The 26,987-nt window shown below is 71.1% G+C and carries 24 protein-coding genes; 17 read left to right on the plus strand and 7 right to left on the minus strand.

The genetic code is table 11. The features are described 5' to 3' along the window. Window positions 1–27 precede the first annotated feature (27 nt). Entirely contained in the window at window positions 28–438 is a 411-nt protein-coding gene (locus tag AOM01_RS08960) for a PaaI family thioesterase (RefSeq protein ID WP_062292147.1), read from the minus strand. Here AOM01_RS08960 and polA point away from each other — a divergent pair. From polA to AOM01_RS08990, 6 genes are all read left to right on the plus strand, one after another. Then, window positions 437–3,118, plus strand: a complete 2,682-nt coding sequence (gene polA / locus AOM01_RS08965) for a DNA polymerase I (protein WP_062292150.1) — start codon at window positions 437–439, stop codon at window positions 3,116–3,118. The genes AOM01_RS08960 and polA overlap by 2 nt on opposite strands. A gap of 10 nt (window positions 3,119–3,128) precedes the next feature. Continuing rightward, on the plus strand, window positions 3,129–4,151 hold the full coding sequence (locus tag AOM01_RS08970; protein WP_062292153.1) for a 6-phosphofructokinase: 1,023 nt from the start codon (window positions 3,129–3,131) through the stop codon (window positions 4,149–4,151). A 186-nt stretch (window positions 4,152–4,337) separates the two neighbouring features. Next, window positions 4,338–5,837, plus strand: a complete 1,500-nt coding sequence (gene rpsA, locus AOM01_RS08975) for a 30S ribosomal protein S1 (protein WP_062292157.1) — start codon at window positions 4,338–4,340, stop codon at window positions 5,835–5,837. A 102-nt stretch (window positions 5,838–5,939) separates the two neighbouring features. Next, the gene (coaE, locus tag AOM01_RS08980; protein ID WP_062292557.1) at window positions 5,940–6,533 is read left to right on the plus strand and encodes a dephospho-CoA kinase; all 594 of its coding nucleotides are present in this window, start codon (window positions 5,940–5,942) and stop codon (window positions 6,531–6,533) included. A gap of 42 nt (window positions 6,534–6,575) precedes the next feature. After that, complete coding sequence (gene uvrB / locus AOM01_RS08985) at window positions 6,576–8,642, plus strand: excinuclease ABC subunit UvrB (protein WP_062292159.1); 2,067 nt, start codon at window positions 6,576–6,578, stop codon at window positions 8,640–8,642. A 38-nt stretch (window positions 8,643–8,680) separates the two neighbouring features. Then, window positions 8,681–9,742, plus strand: a complete 1,062-nt coding sequence (locus AOM01_RS08990; RefSeq protein ID WP_187330982.1) for a TerC family protein — start codon at window positions 8,681–8,683, stop codon at window positions 9,740–9,742. 3 nt (window positions 9,743–9,745) lie between these two features. Here AOM01_RS08990 and AOM01_RS08995 read toward each other — a convergent pair whose 3' ends face one another. From AOM01_RS08995 to AOM01_RS09005, 3 genes are all read right to left on the minus strand, one after another. Further along, window positions 9,746–10,030 carry a YciI family protein gene (locus AOM01_RS08995; protein ID WP_062292162.1) on the minus strand — a complete coding sequence of 95 codons (285 nt, stop codon included), beginning with the start codon at window positions 10,028–10,030 and terminating at the stop codon, window positions 9,746–9,748. Window positions 10,031–10,152: 122 nt separating this feature from the next. Further along, window positions 10,153–10,896 carry a hypothetical protein gene (locus AOM01_RS09000; protein ID WP_062292165.1) on the minus strand — a complete coding sequence of 248 codons (744 nt, stop codon included), beginning with the start codon at window positions 10,894–10,896 and terminating at the stop codon, window positions 10,153–10,155. A gap of 9 nt (window positions 10,897–10,905) precedes the next feature. Further along, entirely contained in the window at window positions 10,906–11,640 is a 735-nt protein-coding gene (locus AOM01_RS09005) for a helix-turn-helix domain-containing protein (RefSeq protein ID WP_062292168.1), read from the minus strand. 102 nt (window positions 11,641–11,742) lie between these two features. Between AOM01_RS09005 and uvrA the strand changes: the two genes are divergently transcribed. From uvrA to AOM01_RS09060, 11 genes are all read left to right on the plus strand, one after another. After that, complete coding sequence (uvrA, locus tag AOM01_RS09010) at window positions 11,743–14,583, plus strand: excinuclease ABC subunit UvrA (protein WP_062292171.1); 2,841 nt, start codon at window positions 11,743–11,745, stop codon at window positions 14,581–14,583. 16 nt (window positions 14,584–14,599) lie between these two features. After that, window positions 14,600–16,483: an excinuclease ABC subunit UvrC gene (gene uvrC / locus AOM01_RS09015; protein WP_062292174.1), complete on the plus strand. Its 1,884-nt coding sequence runs from the start codon at window positions 14,600–14,602 to the stop codon at window positions 16,481–16,483. Then, window positions 16,480–17,400, plus strand: coding sequence for an RNase adapter RapZ (gene rapZ / locus AOM01_RS09020; protein ID WP_082110132.1), 921 nt, complete (start codon window positions 16,480–16,482; stop codon window positions 17,398–17,400). The genes uvrC and rapZ overlap by 4 nt, the downstream gene beginning before the upstream one ends. After that, window positions 17,397–18,344 (plus strand): gluconeogenesis factor YvcK family protein, encoded by a 948-nt coding sequence (locus tag AOM01_RS09025; RefSeq protein WP_062292178.1) that lies wholly within the window; start codon window positions 17,397–17,399, stop codon window positions 18,342–18,344. Before rapZ ends, AOM01_RS09025 begins: the two co-directional genes overlap by 4 nt. A 20-nt stretch (window positions 18,345–18,364) precedes the next feature. Beyond that, window positions 18,365–19,348: a DNA-binding protein WhiA gene (gene whiA / locus AOM01_RS09030; protein ID WP_062292180.1), complete on the plus strand. Its 984-nt coding sequence runs from the start codon at window positions 18,365–18,367 to the stop codon at window positions 19,346–19,348. A gap of 171 nt (window positions 19,349–19,519) precedes the next feature. Beyond that, window positions 19,520–20,527: a type I glyceraldehyde-3-phosphate dehydrogenase gene (gap, locus tag AOM01_RS09035; protein ID WP_062292183.1), complete on the plus strand. Its 1,008-nt coding sequence runs from the start codon at window positions 19,520–19,522 to the stop codon at window positions 20,525–20,527. A 108-nt stretch (window positions 20,528–20,635) separates the two neighbouring features. Further along, complete coding sequence (locus AOM01_RS09040; protein WP_062292186.1) at window positions 20,636–21,826, plus strand: phosphoglycerate kinase; 1,191 nt, start codon at window positions 20,636–20,638, stop codon at window positions 21,824–21,826. 3 nt (window positions 21,827–21,829) lie between these two features. Then, complete coding sequence (gene tpiA, locus AOM01_RS09045; RefSeq protein WP_062292191.1) at window positions 21,830–22,621, plus strand: triose-phosphate isomerase; 792 nt, start codon at window positions 21,830–21,832, stop codon at window positions 22,619–22,621. Between the two features lie 87 nt (window positions 22,622–22,708). Beyond that, on the plus strand, window positions 22,709–22,954 hold the full coding sequence (gene secG, locus AOM01_RS09050; protein ID WP_062292194.1) for a preprotein translocase subunit SecG: 246 nt from the start codon (window positions 22,709–22,711) through the stop codon (window positions 22,952–22,954). Window positions 22,955–22,976: 22 nt separating this feature from the next. Next, a complete protein-coding gene (locus AOM01_RS09055) occupies window positions 22,977–23,339 on the plus strand; it encodes an RNA polymerase-binding protein RbpA (protein WP_062292196.1) in 363 nt (120 codons plus the stop codon). A gap of 168 nt (window positions 23,340–23,507) precedes the next feature. Further along, window positions 23,508–23,789 carry a SelT/SelW/SelH family protein gene (locus AOM01_RS09060; protein ID WP_062292198.1) on the plus strand — a complete coding sequence of 94 codons (282 nt, stop codon included), beginning with the start codon at window positions 23,508–23,510 and terminating at the stop codon, window positions 23,787–23,789. A gap of 27 nt (window positions 23,790–23,816) precedes the next feature. On the opposite strand, the gene pgl is transcribed toward AOM01_RS09060, so the two are convergent. The 3 genes from pgl to zwf are packed head-to-tail and all read right to left on the minus strand — an operon-like array spanning window position 23,817 to window position 26,982. Next, window positions 23,817–24,551 (minus strand): 6-phosphogluconolactonase, encoded by a 735-nt coding sequence (gene pgl, locus AOM01_RS09065; protein ID WP_062292200.1) that lies wholly within the window; start codon window positions 24,549–24,551, stop codon window positions 23,817–23,819. Then, on the minus strand, window positions 24,548–25,468 hold the full coding sequence (locus tag AOM01_RS09070) for a glucose-6-phosphate dehydrogenase assembly protein OpcA (protein WP_062292203.1): 921 nt from the start codon (window positions 25,466–25,468) through the stop codon (window positions 24,548–24,550). Before AOM01_RS09070 ends, pgl begins: the two co-directional genes overlap by 4 nt. Beyond that, entirely contained in the window at window positions 25,465–26,982 is a 1,518-nt protein-coding gene (gene zwf, locus AOM01_RS09075) for a glucose-6-phosphate dehydrogenase (RefSeq protein ID WP_062292206.1), read from the minus strand. Before zwf ends, AOM01_RS09070 begins: the two co-directional genes overlap by 4 nt. Between the last annotated feature and the right edge of the window lie 5 nt (window positions 26,983–26,987).

A 26,987-nucleotide genomic window follows, 5' to 3' on the forward strand; every position in this document is an offset into this window, starting at 1 on the left:
GGTCAACCTACCCGAGCGATGTTTCGGTTATGTGGCGCGGCGCGGTCGAATCGCGCAGGTAAGGCGCCCCACCGCGACCGTTGAGCCCGATTCGTCCGTGATCGTCACCGCGTAGGTCGCGATCGTGCGCCCACGATGGACCGCGGACGCGGTGCCGGTGACGGTGCCCTCGCGCAGGCCGCGCACATGGGTGATGTTGAGGTCGACGCCCATGGCGACCCCGTCGGGGCCGGCGTGCGCCGCCGCCGCGAGAGAGCCCAGGGTCTCCGCGAGGACGGCGGACGCGCCGCCGTGCAGGAGGCCATAGGGTTGCGTGTTGCCCTCGACGGGCATGGTCCCGACCGCGGTGTCGGGGGTGACCGTCGTGATGGAGATGCCCATCCGGGTGATGAGCCCGCCCGCGGGCAGCGGCGGCAGGGCGACGTCGGCGTCAGACATGGAAGATAGGTTGGCACCTGTGAGCGAATCCACCAAGGGAACACTCCTGCTGGTCGACGGATTGTCGATGGCGTTCCGCGCCTTCTTCGGCCTTCCGGTCGAGAACTTCGCGACCTCCACGGGGGTGCCCACCAACGCGGTCTACGGCTTCACCGCGATGCTCGCGACGCTGATGAAGGACAACCAGCCCACGCACCTGGCGGTGGCGTTCGACCTTCCCGGCGGCACGTTCCGCACCGAGCGGCTGCCGTCCTACAAGGGAACGCGGGACGAGACCCCGGCGGAGTTCGAGCCGCAGGTGCCCCTCATCCGCGAGGTGCTGGGCGCCCTCGGGGTCGCGGCCGTGGACAAGCCGCGCTTCGAGGCCGACGACCTCCTCGCGACGTACGCCCGCATGGGACGCGAGGCGGGCCTGCGCGTCCTGGTGGTGTCGGGCGACCGCGACACCATCCAGCTGGTGAACGAGGACGTTACCCTGCTCTATCCGCGCAAGGGCGTCTCCGACCTGGTGCGGTTCACGCCGGACGCGGTGCAGGAGAAGTACGGCGTCGCGCCGCACCAGTACCCGGACATGGCCGCGCTCGTGGGCGAGACCAGCGACAACCTTCCCGGAGTGCCAGGGGTGGGGCCCAAGACGGCGGCCAAGTGGATCGGGACGTACGGCGGGCTCGCCGGGATCCTCGACCGCGCGGACGACGTCCCGGGCAAGGCGGGCGAGAGCCTGCGGGCCCACGTCGAGCAGGTGCGGCTCAACCGCGAGCTCAACCACCTCCTCACCGACCTCGAGGTGGCGGTCCCGCTCGAGGACCTCGAGTACCGCGGAGGCGACGCCTCCGCCATCCACCAGGTGTGCGATGCGCTCCAGTTCCGGACGCTGCGCGATCGCCTGATCCCGCTCGCGGCCTCGGGAGAAGCCCAGGAGGCGCCCACGGAGACGGCGGCCGTGGTGGTGCGGACGGAGGGCGCCGTCGCCGCGATCACCGCGATGACGGGCCCGGTCGCCGTCCACGTCGAGGGCCGGGGCGGCGTCGACGCCGATGCCTGGGCCCTGGGCGTCGCCGACGCCGCGGACGCCGCATGGGGGGTGGACCTCACCTCGCTCGTTCCCGAGGACGAGTCGGCGCTCGAGGCGTGGCTCGCCGACGCCGCGGTGCCCAAGGTGCTGCACGCCGCGAAGGACGGCTGGCACGCGCTGCAGGCCCGGGGCTGGGACCTCGCCGGGATCGTGGGGGACACCCAGATCGCCGCCTTCCTGGTCAACCCCGACCAGCGCGGCTTCGACCTCGAGCAGATCCTTCAGCGCCACATGGGGCTCACGCTCGCCTCGGCGGCCGCCGCGGGCGAGCTGGACCTGGGTCTCGGCGGCTCGGCCGCGGAGGACGCGGGCGAGCGCGCCGCGCACGTGCGCGCCCTCGCGGCGGTGCTCGACCCCATGGTCGCGGAACGCGGCATGGCGGAGCTGTACCGCGACCTCGAGATCCCGCTCGTCACGGTGCTCGCGCGCATGGAGCACGCGGGCATGGCGGTCGACCGCGAGCACCTCGCGGGGCTCGCGGACGAGGCGCGCGGCCGTGCGGACCGCGCCGCCGAGGACGCCTACGCGGCCATCGGCGGGGACCAGGTGAACCTCGGCTCGCCCAAGCAGCTCCAGGAGGTGCTGTTCGACCGACTCGGCATGCCCAAGACCAAGAAGATCAAGACGGGCTATTCGACCGACGCATCGTCCCTGCACGACCTCAACGAGAAGTCGCCCCACCCGTTCCTGACCGCGCTGCTGGCGCACCGCGACGCGTCCAAGCTGTCGCAGATCATCGAGACGCTCGCGCAGGCGGTGGAGCCGGATGGACGCATCCACACCACCTTCTCGCAGGTGGTCGCGTCGACCGGGCGCCTCAGCTCCAAGGACCCCAACCTGCAGAACATCCCGATCCGCACCCCGGAGGGGCACCGGATCCGCGAGGCGTTCGTGGTGGGCGAGGGCTTCGAGACCCTGGTGACGGCGGACTACTCGCAGATCGAGATGCGGATCATGGCGCACCTGTCGGGGGACGAGGGCCTCATCGAGGCGTTCGCGGCGGGGGAGGACCTTCACCGGTTCGTGGGTTCCCGGGTCTACGGCGTCGCACCCGAGGACGTCACGCCCGAGATGCGCTCGCACGTCAAGGCGATGTCCTACGGCCTGGCGTACGGGCTGTCGACCTTCGGGCTGTCGCGGCAGCTGAGTATCCCCGTCAACGCCGCGCAGGCGCTCGTCGACGACTACTACGCGCGCTTCCGCGGCGTGCGCGAGTACCTCGACGCCGTCGTGGAGAAGGCCCGTGTCGACGGCTACACCGAGACCATCTTCGGGCGCCGTCGCTACATGCCGGACCTCACCTCGTCGAACCGCCAGCGCCGGGAGATCGCGGAGCGCGTCGCGCTCAACGCGCCCATCCAGGGCTCCGCGGCGGACCTCATCAAGCGGGCGATGCTCGGCGTCGAGGCGCGCCTCAGGGACGAAGGTCTGGCATCACGCCAGGTACTTCAGGTGCATGATGAGCTCGTGGTCGAGACAGCACCGGGGGAGCGCGAGGCGGTCGAGACCATCCTCCGAGAGGAGATGCGCGCCGCCGGCGATCTCAGCGTCCCTCTCGATGTCAACGTCGGAACGGGCGGTGACTGGCGCACCGCCGGACACTAGGGTTGGTGGCATGCGAATCGGTCTACTCACCGGAGGGGGCGACTGCCCCGGTCTGAACGCGGCGATCCGTGCGGTCGTCAAGCGGGGCACCTCGGAGCTCGGCTGCTCGATCGTCGGGTTCAACAACGGCTGGCAGGGGGTGATCGACGGCGACGCGCGCCCCCTGACGCGCGACGACGTCTCCGGCATCCTCGTCCACGGCGGCACCATGCTCGGCACGGCCCGCTGCCACCCCCACAAGGTCGAGGGCGGCATGGAGGCCGTCCAGGAGACCTTCGAGAACGAGAAGCTGGACGGCTTCATCTGCATCGGCGGCGACGGCACGCTCAAGGCCGCCGGCAAGGTGTCGAAGGCGCTCGGCGTCCCGGTGATCGGCATCCCGAAGACCATCGACAACGACGTGGTCGGCACGGACGCCGCGATCGGCTTCGACACCGCGGTCTCGATCGCGACCGAGGCCATCGACCGTCTGCACTCCACCGCCGAGTCGCACAACCGCGTCATGGTGGTCGAGCTCATGGGCCGCCACTCCGGATGGATCGCCGTGACCGCGGGCATCGCGGGCGGCGCGGACATCATCCTCGCCCCCGAGGAGCCGTTCGACATCGACGTGATCGCCAAGCGCATCAAGCACCGTCACCGCTACAAGAACTTCTCGATCGTCGCGGTCGCCGAGGGCGCGCTCCCGGCCGAGGGGTCGAACTGGACGGGCAAGGACACGCTCGACGCGAAGGGCAACCCCATCGCCGGGTCGATCGGTCACGAGGTCACCAAGGCCATCGAGGCGGCCACCGGCTTCACGTCGCGCCTCACCACGCTCGGATACGTGCAGCGAGGCGGCGTGCCCACCGCGGCCGACCGCCTGCTCGGCACCCGCATGGGCGTCGCCGCGATCGACGGGATCGTCGCGGGGGAGTCGCACAAGTTCACGGCGCTGCAGGCCGGCCACATCGTCCTCGAGCCGTTCGAGACCATGATGGGCAAGACCAAGTGGGTGCCGGACGAGCTGCTGATGGCGGCGCGCGGGCTGTAGCCCGCCGCCCCCGCGGCACCCGTCGCGGGACGATGCGCCGGTGACCAGGGAGGTCCCGTCACCGGCGCGCGTGCCCGCATTGCCCCGGACGGGGGGAACGCGGTAGGATATCCGATGGTCTGGCGCGCCCGCGTGCCGTGACCATCCCTATCCATACGATTCCCTGTCCACCGGAGCAACTCCTTAATGTCCGTTTCCACCCCCGAGTCCGCAATCGCCGTCAACGACATCGGCACCGCTGAGGATTTCCTCGCTGCCGTCGACGCGACCATCAAGAACTTCGACGACGGTGACCTCGTCGAGGGCACCATCGTCAAGGTCGACCGTGACGAGGTCCTCCTCGACATCGGCTACAAGACCGAGGGCGTCATCCCCTCGCGCGAGCTTTCCATCCGCCACGACGCCAACCCGGATGAGGTCGTCAACGTCGGCGACACCGTCGAGGCGCTCGTCCTCACCAAGGAGGACAAGGAGGGTCGCCTGATCCTCTCGAAGAAGCGTGCGCAGTACGAGCGCGCGTGGGGCTCGATCGAGAAGATCAAGGAAGAGGACGGCGTCGTCTCCGGCACCGTGATCGAGGTCGTCAAGGGCGGCCTCATCGTGGACATCGGCCTCCGCGGCTTCCTCCCCGCCTCGCTCGTCGAGATGCGCCGCGTGCGCGACCTCGCGCCCTACATCGGCCAGTCCATCGAGGCGAAGATCATCGAGCTCGACAAGAACCGCAACAACGTGGTCCTGTCGCGTCGCGCCTTCCTCGAGCAGACCCAGTCCGAGGTGCGCTCGTCGTTCCTCACCGCGCTCGCGCCGGGTCAGGTCCGCAAGGGTGTCGTCTCCTCGATCGTCAACTTCGGCGCGTTCGTCGACCTCGGCGGCGTGGACGGCCTCGTGCACGTCTCCGAGCTGTCGTGGAAGCACATCGACCACCCGTCCGAGGTCGTCTCGGTCGGCCAGGAGGTCGAGGTCGAGGTCCTCACCGTCGAGATGGACCGCGAGCGTGTCTCGCTGTCGCTCAAGGCGACCCAGGAGGACCCGTGGGCGGTCTACGCCCGCACCCACGCGATCGGCCAGATCGTCCCGGGCAAGGTCACCAAGCTCGTCCCGTTCGGCGCGTTCGTCCGCGTCTACGAGGGCATCGAGGGCCTGGTGCACATCTCCGAGCTGGCGACCCGCCACGTCGAGCTGCCCGAGCAGGTCGTCTCGGCCGACGAGGACGTCTTCGTCAAGATCATCGACATCGACCTCGAGCGTCGCCGCATCTCGCTCTCGATCAAGCAGGCGAACGAGGGCGTGGACCCGCAGGGCGAGGACTTCGACCCCGCGCTCTACGGCATGACCGCCGAGTACGACGCTCAGGGCAACTACAAGTACCCCGAGGGCTTCGACCCGGAGACCCAGGAGTGGCGCGAGGGCTTCGAGTCCGAGCGCGAGGCCTGGGAGGCCGAGTACGCCAAGGCGCACGAGCGCTGGGAGGCGCACAAGGCGTTCGTCGCGAAGCAGGACGCGCAGGCCGCCGAGGCCGAGGCGACCGCTCCCGCGGCGTCCTCCTCCTCCGCTCCCCGCAAGGGCGGCCGCAAGGCCGACGGCCCGACCTCGTACTCGTCGCACGACGAGACGTCGGCGGACCAGGGCACCCTCGCCTCGGACGAGCGCCTCGCCGCGCTCCGCGAGAAGCTCACGGGCAACTAGCACCCGAACGCTCACGAAGGCCGTCACCCCTCACGGGGTGGCGGCCTTCGTCGCGTCCGCCCAGGGTTGGCGGCTGTCGGACCCGCGTGCTTGACTGCGGTGGTGCTTCGCATCGGCCTCACCGGGGGGATCGCCTCGGGCAAGTCCACCGCCTCCGCGCGCTTCCTCGAGCTCGGCGCGCGCGTGATCGACCACGACGAGCTCGCGCGGCGCGCCGTCGAGCCCGGGTCAGCGGGCCTGGTCGACATCGCCTCCGAGTTCGGCGACCGCGTCATCGCCGACGGCGCGCTCGACCGGCGGGCGCTGGCCGCGATCGTGTTCCACGACGAGGGCGCGCGCCGGCGGCTCAACGGGATCGTCCACCCGTACGTGTTCGCGATGGGTGCCGCGGCGGACCGTCAGGCACGGCGCGACGGCGTCGCGGTGATCGTGCACGACATCCCGCTGCTGGTCGAGAGCGGGCAGGAGCCGGACTTCGACCTGGTGGTGACGGTCGCCGCGCCGGAGGACGTGCGCGTCGCCCGCATGGTCGCCACGCGCGGCATGACGGAGCACGATGCCCGGGCCAGGATCCGCGCGCAGGCGACGGACCAGGAGCGCGCCGGGCTCGCGGACGCCGTCCTCGACGGCTCCGGCACGGCCGAGCACCTCGCGTCCCAGGTGGACGCCTTCTGGCGCCTCAACGTGCCCCGGTGACCGCCGCATCATCCTGTCGGACCCCCGGCGTACCGTAGTCGCATGAGCAGCCCCGACCTTCGCCGCAGCGAGGCGCCCTTCCAGGTGATCTCGGAGTACCAGCCCTCGGGCGACCAGCCGAAGGCGATCGACGAGCTCGCCCGACGCATCCAGGCGGGGGAGCAGGACGTGGTGCTGCTGGGCGCCACCGGAACCGGCAAGTCCGCGACCACGGCGTGGCTGGTCGAGCGGCTGCAGCGGCCCACGCTGGTGATGGCGCACAACAAGACCCTCGCCGCGCAGCTCGCGAACGAGTTCCGTGACCTCCTGCCGAACAACGCGGTCGAGTACTTCGTCAGCTACTACGACTACTACCAGCCGGAGGCGTACGTCCCGCAGACGGACACCTTCATCGAGAAGGACTCGTCGATCAACGAGGAGGTCGAGCGGCTGCGCTACTCCGCCACCAACTCGCTGCTGACCAGGCGAGACGTGGTGGTGGTGTCGTCGGTGTCCTGCATCTACGGGCTCGGCACCCCCGAGGAGTACATCCAGGGCATGGTGACGCTCGCGATCGGCGACGTGCTCGACCGCGACTCGCTGCTGCGCGAGTTCGTGCAGATGCAGTACTCGCGCAACGACCTCGCGTTCACGCGCGGCACGTTCCGCGTGCGGGGCGACACCATCGAGATCATCCCGGTGTACGAGGAGCTGGCGATCCGGATCGAGATGTTCGGGGACGAGGTCGAGGCGCTGTACACGCTCCACCCGCTCACCGGCCAGGTCGTGGAGAAGCGCACCCAGGCGCACATCTTCCCCGCGTCGCACTACGTCGCGAGCGAGCAGCGCATGAACGCGGCCATCTCGACCATCGAGATCGAGCTGGGGGAGCGGCTGCAGGAGCTCGAGCGCCAGAACAAGCTGCTCGAGGCGCAGCGCCTCAAGATGCGCACCACGTTCGACCTCGAGATGATGCGCTCGGTGGGCACGTGCTCGGGTATCGAGAACTACTCGCGGCACATCGAGCAGCGGGAGGCCGGCACCCCGCCGCACACGCTGCTCGACTACTTCCCGGACGACTTCCTGCTGGTGATCGACGAGTCGCACGTGACGGTGCCGCAGATCGGCGCGATGTACGAGGGCGACTCGTCGCGCAAGCGCACCCTGGTCGAGCACGGCTTCCGCCTGCCCTCGGCGCTCGACAACCGGCCGCTCAAGTGGCCCGAGTTCCAGGAGCGGGTCGGCCAGACCGTCTACCTGTCCGCCACCCCGGGCAGGTACGAGCTCGAGCGTGCGGACGGCGTGGTCGAGCAGATCATCCGCCCCACCGGGCTCGTGGACCCCAAGGTGGTGGTCAAGCCCACCGAGGGTCAGATCGACGACCTGCTCGAATGCATCCGCGAGCGCGTCGAGAAGGACGAGCGCGTCCTGGTCACCACGCTCACCAAGAAGATGGCCGAGGACCTCACGGAATACCTGGGAGATCGCGGCGTCCGAGTCGAGTACCTCCACTCGGACGTCGACACGCTGCGCCGCGTCGAGCTCCTGCGCGAGCTGCGGATGGGCCGCTACGACGTCCTCGTCGGCATCAACCTGCTGCGTGAGGGCCTGGACCTGCCCGAGGTGTCCCTCGTGTCCATCCTGGACGCGGACAAGGAGGGCTTCCTGCGGTCGGGGACGTCGCTGATCCAGACCATCGGCCGTGCGGCGCGCAACGTGTCGGGCGAGGTGCACATGTACGCGGACTCGATCACCGACTCGATGGCGTCCGCGATCGACGAGACCAACCGCCGCCGCGAGATCCAGGTGGCGTACAACACGGAGAACGGGATCGACCCGCAGCCGCTCCGCAAGCGGATCGGCGACATCACCGAGATGCTCGCGCGCGAGGAGGCGGACACCGCCGAGGCGCTCGAGCAGGCCAAGCGGGCCCCCACGCCGTCCACGGTGGGCGGCAAGCACGGGCTGCTCGCGCAGCGTCCCGCGGAGGAGCTGTCGCAGCTCATCGAGGACCTGTCCGCGCAGATGCGCGAGGCGGCCGCGGACCTGCAGTTCGAGATCGCGGCCCGCCTGCGCGACGAGATCGGGGAGCTCAAGAAGGAGCTGCGCCAGATGATCGACGCGGGCTGACGCGCGGAGGAGGCGGGGGCGGCCTCTACGATGGTCCGGTGGAATCGACGACCATCTGGCTCATCACCATCCTCGGCGTGGTCGCGGTGGTCGCGTTCGACTTCCTCGTCGTCGTGCGGCGGCCCCACGAGCCCTCCTTCAAGGAGTCGGTGCGCTGGACGCTGTTCTACGTCGCGCTCGCCGCGGTGTTCGGCCTCGCGATGTTCGCGTGGGCCGGCCCGCAGAAGGGCACCGAGTTCTTCGCCGGCTACCTGACGGAGTGGTCGCTGTCCGTCGACAACCTGTTCGTGTTCCTGGTGATCCTCGCGCGCTTCCAGGTGCCCGCGCAGTACCGCCAACGGGTGCTGCTCTTCGGCGTGGTGCTGGCGCTCGTGCTACGGGGCCTGTTCATCGCGGCGGGTGCGGCCGCGCTGCACGCGTTCTCGTGGGTGTTCTACATCTTCGGGTTCTTCCTCCTGTGGACCGCGGTGAGCGTCGCCCGCGAGGGCGGCGCCGAGGAGGGCGAGGTCGAGTACAAGGAGACCGCGCTCGTGAGCCTCGCGCGCCGGTTCCTGCCCGCGACGGACGGCTACCGCGGCGCCGCCGTGATGGTCCGCGAGAACGGCCGCCGGCTCATCACGCCGCTGCTGCTGGTGATGCTCGCGATCGGCACCACCGACGTGCTCTTCGCGCTCGACTCGATCCCGGCGATCTTCGGGCTCACCGACGACCCGTACATCGTGTTCACCGCGAACGCCTTCGCCCTCATGGGCCTGCGCCAGCTGTTCTTCGTGGTCGAGGGCATGCTGCGCCGCCTCATCTACCTGTCCTACGGACTGTCGATCGTGCTCGCGTTCATCGGGATCAAGCTGGTCCTCGAGGCGCTGCACCAGAACTCGTTGCCGTTCCTCAACGGCGGCGAGCCGGTCGCGTGGGCCCCCGAGATCCCCACGTGGATGTCGCTCGCGGTGATCGTGGTGGCGATCGGCGGTGCGGCGCTCGTCTCGGTCATCGTGTCGGGCCGCAGCGGGGAGACGCTGCCGCGCGAGCACCACCACGAGGCCAAGGAGCCCCACGACCCTCAGAAGCCGCGCGAGGACGCGCCGGTCGACGAGGGCTGACGCTCAGGCGGTCCAGGGACCGCCCGCGGGCCACGCGCGCACCGAGTGCGACACCACGAGCCCGGCGGTCTGGTACGGATCCTGCGCGAGCATCGCCTCGACCGCTGACGGGCTGTCGGCGTCGAACACCAGCAGCGCTCCCGGCTGGCCGTCGTCCTCGTACCGCCCGAATACTTTCGCGATGCCCTGGCCCGCCAGGCCCAGCAGCCAGGCGCGGTGGACGGGGCGCATCTCCTCGCGCTCGTCGGCGCGCTCGTCGTACACGTAGTGGATCGCGTAGAGGCTCATGGCTCCATCCTCGCGCCTGCCGCGAAGGGACGATGCGCGGCGCGCGGGCCGTGCGGTCGCTCCGGTGAAGTCGGGGCACAGACGTGTGCGCGGGGACCTGCGCGATCGGATCAGCGGGGTGTTCAGGCCGCGCCGGCACCGCTCTCCAGCTCGCGCAGCGCGGTGATGTGGCCGTAATAGGCCGACCGGCCCTTCGAGGTCGCGCGGATCCACACGCGGCGCTTCGGGCCGCGGAGCCACGGGCGCGGGAATCTCAGGTATCCCGCCTCGCCGAGCGACAGCAGCGCGCCGCGGAGATCCGGGTCGGGGGCGACGCTGCCGAGGAACTCGGCGTCGACCTCGCCGTCGACGGCGCACACCGCCGCCATGGTCTCGAGGCGCCCCGGCGCGCCGAGGACGGGGTCGAGCAGCACGAATCCGCCGCGCGGGACGTCGGCCACCACCGCGCGGCGCCTCCCCGCCGCCATCAACGCGAACAGCGTCGCACCGCCGGCGACCGCGCACGCGAGCGAGACCCACCCGGAGACCTCCGCCACATCGAGAGCGATGGCGCCGGCCATGAAGGCGAACAGCGTCGCCATGCTGATCCACATGAAGCCGCCGCGCAGCGGCGACCCTCCCGTGCCGACACCGGTGAGCTGCGCGCGCGCGGCGTCGAGCACCGCCAGGCCGAGGATCCACGCCGCGAGCACGACGATGCCCCAGGTCCCCGGAAGATCGATGGTGGGTCCCAGGAGGAACCACCCGGCGAGGAAGCTTGCGAAGCCGGCGGAGTGCCAGAGCGGCGGGATCGCGAGCTCCGCGGCCCGCGTCCTGACGGCGGCGTTCTCGGCGAGAGCGTCAGCGGGATGGTCGTCGTGCTCCATGACGGCAGGCTAGGGCACCGGCGTCGCGGAGCCCCTGAGCGCGGCGACATGCGAGTTGAAGGCCGCGATCCCCGCGGGCGTGGCGCGCAGCCAGATGCGGCGGCCGCCGAACGGCTGGTCCGGGTCGGTGAGCTCGGCGTAGCCGGCGGCCACCAGAGGAGTGAGGGCCGCGCCGACCACCATGTCGGCGGCGTCGAGGGCGTGCTCCACCGCGGGCGCCTCAAGATGTCCCTGGTAGGAGGCCAGGACGCCGAGCAGCCGCAGGCCGAGCGGGTCCGTCAGCACCGGATCGAGCCGGGGCGCGGCGGTCGCGTCGGGCGTCGCGGGCCGCGCCGCCAGGCGCGCCCACCACAGGTGCAGCCCCAGGAGGACGATCGCGACGAAGGCGCCGAGCCCGATCCCCAGGCCGGGCTCGCGCTCGTTCCAACCGAGCCAGAGGGCGGCGGCGAACGCGGGGAGGAGGAGCAGCACGATCACGGCCGCGGGCCACGCCCAGGTGAGCCACCCGCGCTGGCGCGGCCGGCTCGCGTCCCGGAGCTGCGCGAGCGCCGGGGCGATCGTCGCGGCGAGTGCCAGGAACGCCCAGGCGGGCAACGTGCCGGATGCGTATGCGGCGAGGAACGCCCCGGTGCCGACCGCGTTCGAGACCGCGCGCCATGCCGGCGTCCGCACCCTGTCGGCGAGGCGCCCGTGCGCCCGCTCGATCCCCGCCAGCGCCTCCGCGGGCGTCTCCGCACCGTCCACCCTCGCAACCTAGCGTCACCGGGTGCCCCGGCCCGCGCATCGTCCCCCCGACACGCCACCTTCGAACGTGTGTTCGAAGCGATTTCCGCGTAGCATGGCCGGGTGAACGACCGTCTCCTCGTCCGCGGTGCGCGTGAGCACAACCTCAAGGGTGTCGACCTCGACCTTCCCCGCGACGCCCTCATCGTCTTCTCGGGGCTGTCCGGCTCGGGCAAGTCCTCGCTGGCCTTCGACACCATCTTCGCGGAGGGGCAGCGCCGCTATGTCGAGTCGCTGTCCGCGTACGCGCGCCAGTTCCTGGGCCAGATGGACAAGCCCGACGTCGACTTCATCGAGGGGCTGTCGCCCGCGGTCAGCATCGACCAGAAGTCCACCAACCGCAACCCGCGGTCCACGGTGGGCACCATCACAGAGGTGTACGACTACCTGCGCCTGCTGTACGCGCGCGTCGGCACCCCGCACTGCCCGGTGTGCGGCGAGGTCATCCAGGCGCAGACCCCGCAGCAGATCGTCGACTCGGTGCTCGCGCTGCCCGAGGGCACCCGCTATCAGGTGCTCGCTCCCGTGGTCCGCGGCCGCAAGGGCGAGTACCAGGACCTGTTCGAGGACCTGCAGCAGCAGGGCTTCGCCCGCGCGCGCGTCGACGGCGAGACGGTGCAGCTCACCGAGCCCCCGAAGCTGGAGAAGAAGCTCAAGCACGACATCGAGGTCGTGGTGGACCGCCTGGTCGCGCGCGACGGCGTGCGCCAGCGCCTCACCGACTCGGTCGAGACGGCGTTGCGGATCGCGGACGGGCTGGTCATCATCGACCCGGTCGACGGCGAGATGGAGCCGCGCCGCTACTCCGAGAAGCGCGCGTGCCCCAACGACCACGTGCTCACGCTCGAGGAGATGGAGCCCCGCACCTTCTCCTTCAACGCCCCGTACGGCGCGTGCCCCGAGTGCACGGGCATCGGGATCAAGCTCGAGGTGGACCCCGACCTGGTGATCCCGGACCGCGACCTGTCGCTCCGGGAGGGCGCCGTGGCGCCGTGGGCCGCGACCAGCTCCGACTACTTCACCCGCACGCTCACCGCGCTGGCGGACGACCTGGGCTTCGACATGAAGACCCCGTGGCGGCACCTGCCGAAGGAGGCGCAGAACGCGATCCTCACCGGCAAGGACTACCAGGTCCACGTCCGCTTCAAGAACCGTTACGGCCGCGAGCGGCAGTACACCACCGGCTTCGAGGGCGTCATCACGTGGATCGAGCGCCTGCACGAGCAGACCGAGTCCGAGTGGTCGCGCGAGAAGTACGAGTCCTACATGCGCGAGGTGCCCTGCCCCGTGTGCAGGGGCGCGCGCCTCAAGCCCGAGGTGCTGTCCGTCACCATCGGCGACAAGTCCATTGCGGAGGTCTGCGAGCTGTCCATCGCCGACGCGCGCGACTTCCTGGTGACCGCCGAGCTCGACGAGCGCGGCCGCCACATCGCCGTCCAGGTGCTCAAGGAGATCGACGCGCGCCTGGGATTCCTGCTCGACGTGGGCCTCGACTACCTCACGCTGGCCCGCGCGGCCGGCACGCTCTCGGGCGGCGAGGCGCAGCGCATCCGCCTCGCCACCCAGATCGGGTCGGGCCTGGTGGGCGTGCTCTACGTGCTCGACGAGCCGTCGATCGGCCTGCACCAGCGCGACAACCGCCGCCTCATCGACACGCTGACGCGCCTGCGCGACCTGGGCAACACGCTCATCGTGGTCGAGCACGACGAGGACACCATCCGCACGGCCGACTGGGTGGTCGACATCGGCCCCGGCGCCGGCGAGCACGGGGGAGAGGTGGTCCACTCGGGCACCTACGAGGAGCTGCTCGCCAACGAGCGCTCGGTCACCGGCGCGTACGTCGCCGGCCGCCGCCGCATCGAGCTGCCCGAGTCCCGCCGCGCCGTGGACCCCAAGCGCGAGATCACCGTGGTCGGCGCGCGCGAGCACAACCTGCGCGACATCGACGTGAGCTTCCCGCTGGGCGTCCTCACGTCCGTGACGGGCGTGTCCGGCTCCGGCAAGTCGACCCTGGTGAACTCGATCCTCTACACGTCCCTCGCGAACACCCTCAACGGCGCCCGCCAGGTCGCGGGCCGGCACACCCGGATCACGGGCGTGGACCAGCTCGACAAGATCGTGCACGTCGACCAGGGGCCCATCGGCCGCACGCCGCGCTCGAACCCCGCGACCTACACGGGCGTGTGGGACAAGGTGCGCAAGCTGTTCGCGGACACGCAGGAGGCGAAGGTGCGCGGCTACGGCCCCGGACGCTTCTCCTTCAACGTCAAGGGCGGACGATGCGAGGCGTGCGCGGGCGACGGCACGCTCAAGATCGAGATGAACTTCCTCCCCGACGTGTACGTCCCGTGCGAGGTCTGCAAGGGCGCCCGGTACAACCGCGAGACCCTCGAGGTGCACTTCAAGGGCAAGAACGTGGCCGATGTGCTCGACATGCCCATCGAGGAGGCCGCCCACTTCTTCGAGGCGATCCCGTCGATCGCGCGGCACCTCACCACGCTGGTCGAGGTGGGGCTCGGCTACGTGCGCCTGGGCCAGCCCGCGCCCACGCTGTCGGGAGGCGAGGCGCAGCGCGTCAAGCTCGCCTCCGAGCTGCAGCGCCGCTCCACCGGCCGCACCATCTACGTGCTCGACGAGCCCACCACGGGCCTCCACTTCGAGGACGTCCGCAAGCTGCTCGGCGTGCTGCAGGGCCTGGTCGAGAAGGGCAACACGGTCATCGTCATCGAGCACAACCTCGACGTCATCAAGTCCTCGGACTGGGTGATCGACATGGGTCCCGAGGGTGGCTCCGGGGGTGGCACGGTGATCGCGGAGGGCACACCCGAGGAGATCGCCGGCGCGGAGGGCTCCCACACGGGCGCGTTCCTCGCGGAGATCCTCGGCGCACCGGCGCGCGCCTGATCCGTAGGCTGGCGACGTGACCGACCCTGCCTCGTACCGTCCGGCCCAGGGCACCATCCCGACCAAGCCCGGCGTGTACCGGTTCCGGGACCCGCACGGTCGCGTGGTCTACGTGGGCAAGGCGAAGAGCCTGCGCGCGCGCCTCGCGAACTACTTCCAGGACCCGGCCCAGCTCCACCCGCGCACGCGCGCGATGGTGACCACCGCATCGTCCGTCGAATGGACGGTGGTGCGCAACGAGGTCGAGGCGCTCATCCTCGAGCACACCTGGATCAAGCAGTACGACCCCCGGTTCAACGTGGTGTTCCGCGACGACAAGTCGTACCCGTACCTCGCCGTCACCATGAACGAGAGGTACCCGCGGATCCAGGTGATGCGCGGCGATCGCAAGAAGGGCGTCCGGTACTTCGGGCCGTACGCGAAGGCGTGGGCGATCCGCGAGACCGTCGACACGCTGCTCACCGCGCTGCCGGTGCGCACCTGCGCCCCGGGCGTGCTTCGCAAGGCCGAGCGCCAGGGTCGGCCGTGCCTGCTGGGCTACATCGACAAGTGTGCGGCGCCGTGCGTGGGCCGCATCTCCGAGGAGGACCACCGCGAGCTCGCGGAACGCGTGTGCCAGGTGCTCGCCGGCGACGCGAAGTCGCTGGTGAGGGACCTCACCTCAACGATGCACGCGGCGGCGGAGCGCGAGGACTTCGAGTCCGCGGCGCGGGCCAGGGACCGGCTGCGCGCGCTGGACGCGGTGATGGCGCGCAACGCGATCGTGCTGGATGCCGGGGTGGACACGGACATCTTCTCGCTCGAGGACGACGAGCTCGAGGCCGCGGCGCACGTGTTCCACGTCCGTGACGGCCGCATCGCGGGCGAGCGCGGCTGGGTCGTGGACAAGCCGGAGCCGCTCGGGCCCGCCGGGATGGTGGTGCGCCTGCTCGAGGAGGCCTACGGGGCCGCCGACGCGGAGGAGATCCCGCCCGAGGTTCTGGTCCCGCACCTGCCAGAGGACCACGCCGTCCTCACGGAGTGGCTGTCCGGCCTGCGAGGCGCCAAGGTGACGATGCGCGTCCCGGCCCGGGGGAAGAAGGCCGAGCTCGCCTCCACCGGGCACGGCAACGCGGTGCAGGTGCTCGAGCAGCACCGGCTCAAGCGCGCCTCGGACCTCACCACGCGGTCCGCCGCGCTGCAGGAGCTCCAGGAGGCGCTGGGGCTGGGTGAGGCGCCGCTCCGGATCGAGTGCTACGACATCTCCCACACCCAGGGCACCAACCAGGTGGGATCGATGGTGGTGTTCGAGGACGCGATCGCGCGCAAGCCCGAGTACCGGCAGTTCTCCATCGCCGACGCGGTCGACGACACGGCGGCGATGCACGAGGTGCTGTCGCGCCGCTTCCGGCGCTACCTCGAGGAGTCGCAGCTCCCGCCCGAGGAGCGCGAGACGGCCCGCTTCGCGTACCCGCCGCAGCTGGTGGTGGTCGACGGCGGCCTGCCGCAGGTGAACGCCGCGCGCAGGACGCTCGACGAGGTGGGGGTGCCCGACATCGCGGTCGTGGGGCTCGCGAAGCGCCTCGAGGAGGTGTGGGTGCCGGGGGACGACTTCCCGGTGATCCTGCCGCGGGGCTCCGAGGCGCTCTACCTGCTGCAGCGTGTCCGCGACGAGGCGCACCGCTTCGCGATCAAGCACCACCGGGCCAAGCGCGGCAAGTCGATGAAGGTGTCGCAGCTGGACCAGGTGCCGGGCGTGGGCCCGGGCCGCGCGAAGGCGCTGCTCACGCACTTCGGCTCGCTCGCGCGCCTCAAGGAGGCTTCCGTCGAGCAGATCGCGCTGGTCCCCGGCGTCGGATCGGGCACCGCCCGGACCGTCTACCAGGCCCTGCGGGGCGAGGCTGGCATGCTGGACGCATGATGGACGAGGTCCCCCCGGTCACCTTCCCCTCCGGCATCCCGCGCCCCTCGCTCGACATGTCGGGCGTCGACGCGGAGGTCATGGTCCTCACCGGCATGTCCGGCGCCGGTCGCACCAAGGCCGCCGCCGCGCTGGCGGACCTGGGCTGGTACGTGGTCGACAACCTGCCCCCGCAGCTGCTCGCCGGGCTGGTCGAGATGGTCGGACGGGGACGCCACCACCGGCTCGCCGCCGTGGTGGACGTGCGCGGCGGCGACTTCTTCCAGGACGTCATCGCGGTGCTCGACGACCTCGAGGACCGCGGCATCACGGTCCGCCTGGTGTTCCTCGACGCCTCGGACGCGACGCTGGTCCACCGCTTCGAGGAGGCCCGCCGGCCGCATCCGCTGCAGGGCGACGGGACCATCCTCGAGGGGATCGCGCGCGAGCGCGCCGCCCTCGCGGAGGTGCGCGAGCGGTCCACCGAGGTGGTCGACACGTCCGACCTCAACGTCCACCAGCTGCGCGACGTCATGACCGAGACGGCGGGGGAGACCGAGCGCCCCCTCCAGGTCAACGTGCAGTCCTTCGGTTTCAAGAACGGGTCGCCCCGCGACGCAGACTTCGTCGCCGACGTGCGTTTCCTCCAGAACCCCCACTGGGAGCCCGAGCTGCGGCCGCTCACCGGGCTCGACGCGCCGGTGCGGGACTACGTACTCGCCTCGGACGGCGCGCGCGACTTCGTGTCCGGCTATGCGGACGTGATCGCGGGCGTCCTCGACCGCTACCGGGCGCACGACAAGCACTCCGTGACGATCGGCGTCGGCTGCACCGGCGGCAAGCACCGCTCGGTCGCGATCGCGGAGGAGCTGGGGCGCGTGCTGGGGGAGCGCGGCTACCAGGTCCGCGTCACCCACCGCGACAGGGAGCCGCGTTGACCGGGCCGCACGTGGTCGCGCTCGGCGGCGGTCACGGCCTCTACGCGACCCTCACCGCGCTGCGCGGCGCCTGCGATTCGATCACCGCGGTGGTGACCGTCGCGGACGACGGCGGCTCCTCGGGCCGCATCCGCGCGGAGATGCCCGTGCCGCCGCCCGGCGACCTGCGGATGGCGCTGTCCGCGCTGTGCGAGGACACCGACTGGGGGCGCACCTGGCGCGACGTGCTCCAATGGCGTTTCGCCACGAACGGCCCGCTCGACGGCCACGCCGTGGGCAACCTCCTTATCGCGGGCCTGTGGGACCGCACCGGCGGGATCGTGGAGGGCCTGGACTGGGTGGGGCGCCTGCTGCGCGCGGAGGGCCGCGTGCTGCCCGTGTCCACCGAGCCCATCACCGTGAGCGCCGAGGTGGACTGCCCGGACGGGCCGCTGCGCGTGACCGGGCAGGTGGCCGTCGCGACCGCGCCCGGGCGCGTGCGATCCCTCGCGATCGAGCCGTCCGACCCCGCGGTGCCCGCCGCGACGCTCGAGGCTCTCGCCTCCGCCGACGCCGTGATCCTGGGCCCCGGGAGCTGGTACACGTCCGTGCTCACGCACTTCCTGGTCCCACGCGTCGCCGCCGCGCTGATCGAGGCAGGCCCGCGCACCATCCTCACGCTCAACATCGCCGACGAGGACGAGGAGACGGCGGGCACGTCGCGCCTCGACGACATCGCGGCGCTGCGGGCGGCGGCGCCCGGCTTCGTGCCGGCCGTGGTGCTCGTGGACGCCTCGGAGGACGATGCGGCGCTGAGGGCCGCGGTCGAGTCCTGGGGGGCGCGGTACGTCGCCGCGCCGCTGCGCGAGGACGGGACGCTGGACCGGCACGACGTCACGCTGCTGCGGGAGCGGTACCAGGCCCTGGTCACCTGGGTGCGCGGCCACGGCGCTGTCACCGGCTGACAGATGGCAGGATTGTCGCCATGGCTTTGACGGCACAGGTGAAGGACGAGCTCGCGCGCGTCCCGGTCGAGAAGGTGTCCGCACGGAAGGCGGAGATCGCCGCCACCCTCCGGTTCGCGGGCGGCCTCCACATCGTCTCCGGGCGGATCGTGATCGAGGCGGAGCTCGACACCGCGGCCGCCGCGCGTCGACTCCGGGGGTACATCGGCGAGACCTATGGTCTCGGCTCGGAGATCATCGTGGTCTCCGGCGGCGCGCTCAAGAAGGGCAACCGCTACGTGGTGCGCGTGGTCAAGGAGGGTGAGTCGCTCGCCCGCCAGACCGGACTGCTCGATCACCGGGGTCGCCCGGTGCGAGGCCTGCCGCCGCACGTGGTGGGCGGCGGCATCGAGGACACGGTCGCCGCGTGGCGCGGCGCATTCCTCGCGCACGGCTCGCTCACCGAGCCTGGACGTTCTTCCGCGCTCGAGGTGACGTCTCCCGGCCCGGAGGCCGCCCTGGCGCTCGTGGGCGCCGCCCGCCGCCTCGGCATCGGCGCGAAGTCGCGCGAGGTGCGCGGCGTCGACCGCGTGGTGATCCGCGACGGCGACGCGATCGCGGCGCTGCTGGCCCGGCTCGGCGCGCACGACTCGGTGCTCCAGTGGGAGGAGAAGCGGACGCGCCGCGAGGTGCGCGGCACCGCCAACCGCCTCGCCAACTTCGACGACGCGAACCTGCGACGCAGCGCCCGCGCCGCGGTCGCGGCCGGCGCGCGCGTCGCGCGGGCCTTCGAGATCCTCGGCGAGGACCTGCCCGAGCATCTGCGGGAGGCGGGCGAGCTTCGCCTCGCCAACCGCGAGGCCTCGCTCGAGGAGCTGGGCAAGCTCGCCGACCCGCCGCTCACCAAGGACGCGGTCGCGGGGCGCATCCGCCGTCTCCTCGCGACGGCCGACAAGCGCGCCGAGGAGCTGGGCATCCCCGACACCGAAGCGGGCATCTCGCAGGAGCTCCTCGAGGACGATTAGCGGTCCGTGAGCGGTCACACCTGGGACTTCTGTCCGCTGGGAGGCCCTCGCGAAACGTTGTAGGCTCATCAGCAGTGGCCCGCCCCGCGGCGGCGTCCGGCGCACGTCGAGGTGCGCATCCCACCATCCACTATCGCGTCGCCCCGGCGGCGCACCGGAGGAGACACAACAGTGACCATCAAGGTCGGTATCAACGGCTTCGGCCGCATCGGACGTAACTTCTTCCGCGCCATCGAGGCGCAGGGTGCAGACATCGAGATCGTCGGTGTCAACGACCTCACGGACAACGCCACGCTGGCGCACCTCCTCAAGTACGACACCGTTCTGGGTCGCTTCCCCAAGGAGGTCACCTTCGACGACGAGAACATCTACGTCGGCGGCAAGGCCATCAAGGCCCTCGCCGAGCGCGACCCCGCCAACCTCCCGTGGGCCGAGCTGGGTGCGGACATCGTCATCGAGTCGACCGGCTTCTTCACCGACGCCGAGAAGGCCAAGGCCCACATCGAGGCCGGCGCCAAGAAGGTCATCATCTCCGCCCCCGCGAAGAACGAGGACGCGACGTTCGTCATCGGTGTGAACCACACCGACTACGACCCGGCCGCGCACCACATCATCTCGAACGCGTCCTGCACCACGAACTGCCTCGCGCCCGTCGCGAAGGCCCTCAACGACGCGATCGGCATCGAGCGTGGCCTCATGACCACGATCCACGCGTACACGGGTGACCAGAACCTCCAGGACGGCCCGCACCGCGACATGCGCCGCGCCCGCGCCGCCGCCCAGAACATCGTTCCCACCTCGACCGGTGCCGCCAAGGCCGTCGCCCTCGTGCTCCCCGAGCTCAAGGGCAAGCTCGACGGCTTCGCGATGCGCGTGCCGACGATCACCGGCTCGGCGACCGACCTCACCTTCGAGGCGTCGCGTGAGGTCACGGTCGACGAGGTCAACGCCGCGGTGAAGGCCGCCGCCGAGTCCACCATGGTCGGCACCCTCTCCTACGTCGAGGACGAGATCGTCTCCTCGGACATCGTGGGCGACCCGCACCAGTCGATCTTCGACGCGAAGCTCACGAAGGTCTCGGGCGGCACCACCGTCAAGATCGTCTCGTGGTACGACAACGAGTGGGGCTACTCCTCGTCGCTCGTCAAGCTCACCGAGTACGTCGGCGAGCGCCTCTAAGCACTCTCTCGAGAGACACGTAACGACGGCCGCGCACGCTCTGACGTGTGCGGCCGTCGTCGCGTCACCCCGCATCACCCCTTCCCATCTCGCAGGAACGGAACCTCAATGAAGACCATCGACTCGCTCGGCGACCTCGCCGGCAAGAAGGTGCTGGTCCGCTCGGACCTCAACGTCCCGCTCGACGGCACCACCATCACGGACGACGGCCGCGTGCGCGCCTCGGTCCCCACCATCCAGAAGCTGCTCGACGCCGGCGCCGCCGTCATCGTCACCGCGCACCTGGGCCGCCCCAAGGGCACCCCGGAGGACAAGTACTCGCTCGCGCCCGCCGCCGCGCGCCTCGCGGAGCTGCTCGGCCGCCCCGTCACGCTCGCCGACGACCTGGTCGGCGAGTCCGCCAAGGCCACCGTCGCCGCGCTCGAGCCCGGCCAGGTCGCGATGCTCGAGAACGTGCGCTTCGACGCGCGCGAGACCTCCAAGGTCGACGAGGAGCGCGAGTCGCTCGCCGCCGAGCTCGCCGCGTTCGCGGACGCGTTCGTCTCGGACGGCTTCGGCGTGGTGCACCGCAAGCAGGCGTCGGTCTACGACGTCGCGAAGGTGCTGCCCGCCGCCGCCGGCACGCTCGTCGAGAAGGAGGTCGTGTCGCTCGGCAAGGCCGTCACCGACCCGGCCCGCCCGTACGCCGTGGTCCTCGGCGGCTCGAAGGTCTCGGACAAGCTCGGCGTCATCGCGAACCTCCTCACCAAGGCGGACCGCCTCCTGATCGGCGGCGGCATGGTCTTCACCTTCCTCGCGGCCAAGGGCTACGAGGTCGGCACCTCGCTGCTCGAGGGCGACCAGATCGACACCGTCAAGGGCTACCTCGCGACCGCCGAGGAGAACGGCGTCGAGATCGTGCTCCCGACCGACATCGTCGCCGCGGACAAGTTCGCCGCCGACGCGGACGCCGTGGTGGTCGCCGCCGACGCGATCCCCGCGGACCGCATGGGCCTCGACATCGGCCCCGACTCGGCCGCCCTGTTCGCGTCCAAGCTCGCCGACGCCAAGACCATCGTCTGGAACGGCCCCATGGGCGTGTTCGAGATGGACGCCTTCGCGGCCGGCACCAAGGCCGTCGCGCAGGCGATGATCGACTCCGACGGCTTCTCCGTCGTCGGCGGTGGCGACTCCGCCGCGGCCGTGCGCCTGCTCGGCTTCGACGAGGCCGGCTTCGGCCACATTTCCACGGGCGGCGGCGCGTCGCTCGAGCTGCTCGAGGGCAAGGTCCTGCCGGGCCTCGCCGTTCTGGAGGACTGACCCATGGCACGTACCCCGCTGATCGCCGGCAACTGGAAGCTCAACCTCGACCACCTCGAGGCCACGCACACCGTCCAGAAGCTCGCCTGGCTGCTCCGCGACGCCAAGCACGACTTCTCCGAGGTCGAGGTCGCGGTCCTGCCGTCGTTCACCTCGCTGCGCTCGGTCCAGACCCTCGTGGACGCGGACCAGCTCGAGCTGAAGTACGGCGCGCAGGACATCTCCGAGCACGTCTCGGGCGCCTACACGGGCGAGGTCTCCGGCACCCAGCTGTCGAAGCTGGGCGTCTCCTACGTGGCCGTGGGCCACTCGGAGCGTCGCCAGTACCACGGCGAGACCGACGCGGTCGTCGCGGCCAAGACCAAGGCGGCGTTCGAGCACGGCATCGTGCCCATCGTCTGCGTGGGCGAGGGCCTCGACATCCGTAAGGAGGGCACGCACGTCGAGTACACGCTGGCCCAGGTCGACGGCGCGCTCGAGGGCCTCCCGGCCGAGCAGGCCAAGGACGTCGTCATCGCCTACGAGCCTGTCTGGGCGATCGGCACCGGCGAGGTCGCGACCCCGGCCGACGCGCAGGAGGTCTGCGCGGCCATCCGCGGCCGCCTCGCGGAGCTGTACGACGCCGAGCTCGCGGACGGCGTCCGCGTCCTCTACGGCGGCTCGGTGAAGTCCTCGTCGATCGCGCAGCTCATGGCGGAGGAGGACGTCGACGGCGGCCTCGTCGGCGGCGCCTCGCTCGACCCGGAGGAGTTCTCCAAGATCGCGCGCTTCAAGTCGCACAACGTCGCGCTGTAAGGAGGCGTCGGACCGGCCCGGAAGTGGGCCGGTCCGGCCCTTCGCGTCGCGTATCCTTGTGAGCGCAATCCATCATCTGGGAGAACAGTGGACATCCTCGAGACCATCCTCTGGGTCATGCTCGTCGTGACCTCGCTGCTCATCATCGCGCTGGTGCTCATCCACCGCGGTCGTGGCGGCGGCATCACCGACATGTTCGGTGGCGGCCTCGCGTCGGGCGTGCAGTCGTCCGCCGTGGGCGAGCGCAACCTCACCCGCATCACCTGGACGGTCGCGATCGTCTGGTTCGCGGTCGTGGTGCTGCTCGGCCTCGTGTCCAAGTTCTCCATCTAGCTAGTCGACGGAGGTCGTACCCATGGCAGGGGGCAACGCCATCCGAGGTTCGCGCGTAGGCGCCGGACCCATGGGAGAGGACGAGCGGGGCGAATCCGCGCCGCGTCAGGTCGTCTCCTACTACTGTGCACGAGGTCACGTGACCTCGCCGAGCTTCGCGATCGGTGACGATCAGGAGATCCCGGTCGAGTGGGACTGCCCGCGCTGCGGCCTTCCCGGTGGACTCGACCAGGACAACCCGCCGGAGCCGATCCGCAACGAGCCGTACAAGACGCACCTCGCGTACGTGAAGGAGCGTCGCAGCGACGAGGAGGGCGCCGCCCTTCTGGACGAGGCGCTCTCCGCGCTTCGCGTGCGTCGCGGCGACCTCGCGGTCGCGGAGTAGTCCGCACCGCCTGAGCACAGGGCCGTTCCCCTCCGGGGGAGCGGCCCTGTCGCCGTTCTCGAGGGCCCCGGCCGCCGCATCGTCCCCCTGCGACGGGACGATGCGCGGGTCGGGGGAATCCCGCGCCGCCCGCTACGGTTGGCACCAGCACGAACGAAAGGAACCACCGTGCAGATCGAGATCGAGTACTGCGTGCCCTGCGGCTACCTGCCGCGCGCGACCGAGGCGCAGACGCGCCTGCTGGAGGAGTTCGGCAACGCGATCGCGGGCGTGACCCTCAAGACCGGCCGCAAGGGCGTGTTCACGTTCCGCGCCGACGGCGAGGAGATCTACGCGAAGCCCGCGGAGTTCGACATCGAGGGCATCGTGTCGACGGTGCGTGACCGCCTGCCGGCGCGCGAGGGCGTCGACGCCGAGGGCCGCGACCTGCTCATGGGCAAGCGCCACTAGCGCCCCGTCGCGCAGCGAGGTCGGGCGTCAGACCTTCGCGACCGCCTCCGCGTCCACCAGCCACAGGGTCTCCGCGGTCCCGCGCACCGCGGCGGCGGGCAGCTCGAGGTCGCCATGCAGCGCGCGCGCGACCACGTCGGCCTTCGCGGCGCCCGCGGCGACGATCCACACGCGCTTGGCGCGCCGGATCGACTCGAGCGTGAGCGACACGCGCGTGGGCGGGGGCTTGGGGGAGTCGTGGACCGCGATCGCCTCGGCGCCGCGCTCCGCGTAGCCGGGGTGGCCGGGGAACAGCGAGGCGACGTGTCCGTCGGGGCCCATGCCGAGCATGAGGACGTCCCAGTCGGGTGCTCCCTGCGCGGCGATGTCCTCCGCGTAGGAGAACGCTGCCTCCTCGACGGACGCGAACTCGGACGAGGCGCCCATGCGGTGGATGTTCTCCTCCGGCATCGGCAGGCCGCCGAGCAGCGCGGCCTGCGCCTGGCCCTCGTTGCGGTCCGCATCCCCGGCGGGCACGAACCTCTCGTCGCCCCACCACGCGTGGACGCTGGTCCAGTCGATGGTCGCGGCGAGCGGGGACCGCGACACCGCGGCGAGGGTCTCGATGCCGACGGTGCCGCCGGTGAGGACCACGTCGACGCGATCCTGGACGGACAGCGTGTCGACGATCGCGAGCAGCAGCCGCGCCGCGGTCGCCTCGGCCACCGCCGACGCGGACGGGTGCACCACCACGCGCGTCGCGTGGTCGGCGGCGCCCGTCACAGCGGGACCACCGTCTCCGCGGTGAAGGACGCGAGCGCCTCGCCGTAGATCTCGTCGGAGTCGAGGCGGCGCAGCTCCTCCGCCAGGGCCTCCTCGAGCGAGCGCGCCGGCAACGCGATCACGTGGTCGGGCTGGCCGGGCTGCGTGATCCGGGCGTTGTGGCCGTCCGGACGGCTGATCTGGATCGGGCCGGACGGGGTCTCGAGCGTGATGCTCTGGAGGGCGGCGACCGAGTCGTCGTACTCCGCCTCGACCTCGCAGTCGAGCGCGCGCTTCAGCCACGCGCCCAGCAGCAGGATCGACGGGCTGTTGGTGTCGCCGTGGATGCGGGCGCGGGTCACCTGCGGGTCGGGGACCTGCTCGAGCGCGACCGCGAGCAGCGCGCGCCAGCGGGTGAGGCGCGTCCACGCGAGGTCGGTGTCGCCGGGGCGGTACGTGGTGCCGAGCGACAGAAGCGTGCCGATCGGGTCCGGCTCGCCCTTGGTGTCCGTGATGCGTCGCTGCGCCATCTGGCCCAGCGAGCAGGAGCCGATGTTGTCCGGCACGGCCGCGGGCCACCACACCACGATGGGCGCGTCGGGCAGCAGCAGGGGAGTGACGAGGGTGTCGTCGTGGCCGATCTGCGCGCCGGAGGGACGCAGCACGATCACCTCGGATGCGCCCGCGTCGCCGCCCACCCGCAGCTCGGCGTCGAGGCGCGCCTCGTCCGACGTGCCCGGGGCGATGACGATGATGCGGCACGGGTGCTCGCGCGACGCGACGTTCGCGGTGGCGATCGCCTGCTCGGCGTCGGCGCCGGTCGCGTCGATCACCAGCGTCATCACGCGGGCGAGCGTGATGACGCCGCCGTCCTTGCGCGAGTCGATGAGGCGCTTGTTGATCTCGCCGGTGGTGGTGTTCGGGATCTCGATGATCATGGGCGCCTCCAGACGCGTCCGTCGCGGGCCATCATCTGGTCGGCACCCGCGGGGCCCCACGTGCCGCTGCGGTAGGGCTCGGGTTGACCCTGGGTCTCCCAGAACTCGGTGATGGGGTCGAGGATCTTCCAGGACAGGGCCACCTCCTCCTGACGGGGGAACAGCGGCGGGTCGCCGAGCAGGACGTCGAGGATCAGGCGCTCGTACGCCTCGGGCGAGCTCTCGGTGAACGCATTCCCGTACGCGAAGTCCATGGTGACGTCGCGCACCTCCATCGCGGTGCCGGGGACCTTGGATCCGAACCGCAGGGTCACGCCCTCGTCGGGCTGCACGCGGATCACGAGCGCGTTGGTGCCGGTGTCGCCGCCGGTGACCTCCTGGAAGTGCGGCGAGGGCGCCTTCTTGAACACCAGGGCGATCTCGGTGACGCGGCGGCCCAGGCGCTTGCCCGCGCGCAGGTAGAACGGGGCGCCCGCCCAGCGGCGGTTCGGCACGTCGAGGCGGATCGCGGCGTAGGTCTCGGTGATCGAGTCGGGGGAGATGCCGTCCTCGTCGAGGAAGCCGCCCACCTGCTCGCCGCCGCGCCATCCCGCGGCGTACTGGCCGCGCGCGGTGCCCTCGCCCAGGTCCGCAGGCAGCACCACGGAGCGCAGCACCTTCTCCTTCTCCATGCGGAGGTCGTCCGCCTCGAAGGACGCGGGCTCCTCCATCGCGGTCAGCGCGAACAGCTGGAGCAGGTGGTTCTGGATGACGTCGCGGGCGGTGCCGATGCCGTCGAAGTAGCCGGCGCGCGACCCGATGCCGATGTCCTCGGCCATGGTGATCTGCACGTGGTCGATGTACTGCGAGTTCCAGATGGGCTCGAACAGCTGGTTGGCGAAGCGCAGCGCGAGCAGGTTCTGCACCGTCTCCTTGCCCAGGTAGTGGTCGATCCTGAACACCGAGTCGGGCGGGAACACGTCCGAGACCACGGCGTCGAGCTGCTCGGCGGACTCGAGGTTGTGGCCGAACGGCTTCTCGATGACCACGCGACGCCACGTGCCCTCGCGCGGGTCGGACAGCCCGGACTCGCGCAGCTGGGTGATGACCTGGGGGAACGCCGAGGGCGGGATCGACAGGTAGAAGGCGTGGTTGCCGCCGGTGCCGCGCTCACGGTCGAGGTCCTCGACCGTGTCGCGCAGGCGCTGGAACGCCTCCGGGTCGTCGAACGTGCCCTGCACGAACCGGATGCCCTCGGCCAGCTGCTGCCACGTCTCCTCGCGGAACGGCGTGCGCGCGTACTTCTTCACGGAGTCGTGGACCACCTGCGCGAAGTCCTGCTCGTCCCAGTCGCGCCGCGCGAAGCCCGTGAGCGCGAACGCGGGCGGGAGCAGGCCGCGGTTGGCGAGGTCGTAGACCGCCGGCATGAGCTTCTTGCGGGCGAGGTCGCCCGTCACGCCGAACATGACCAGGCCGCAGGAGCCGGCGATGCGGGGCAGGCGACGGTCGCGCGGATCGCGCAGGGGATTGTTCACGCTGG

The organism is Demequina phytophila, from assembly GCF_000971135.1.
In the GTDB taxonomy this organism is placed as follows: domain Bacteria; phylum Actinomycetota; class Actinomycetes; order Actinomycetales; family Demequinaceae; genus Demequina; species Demequina phytophila.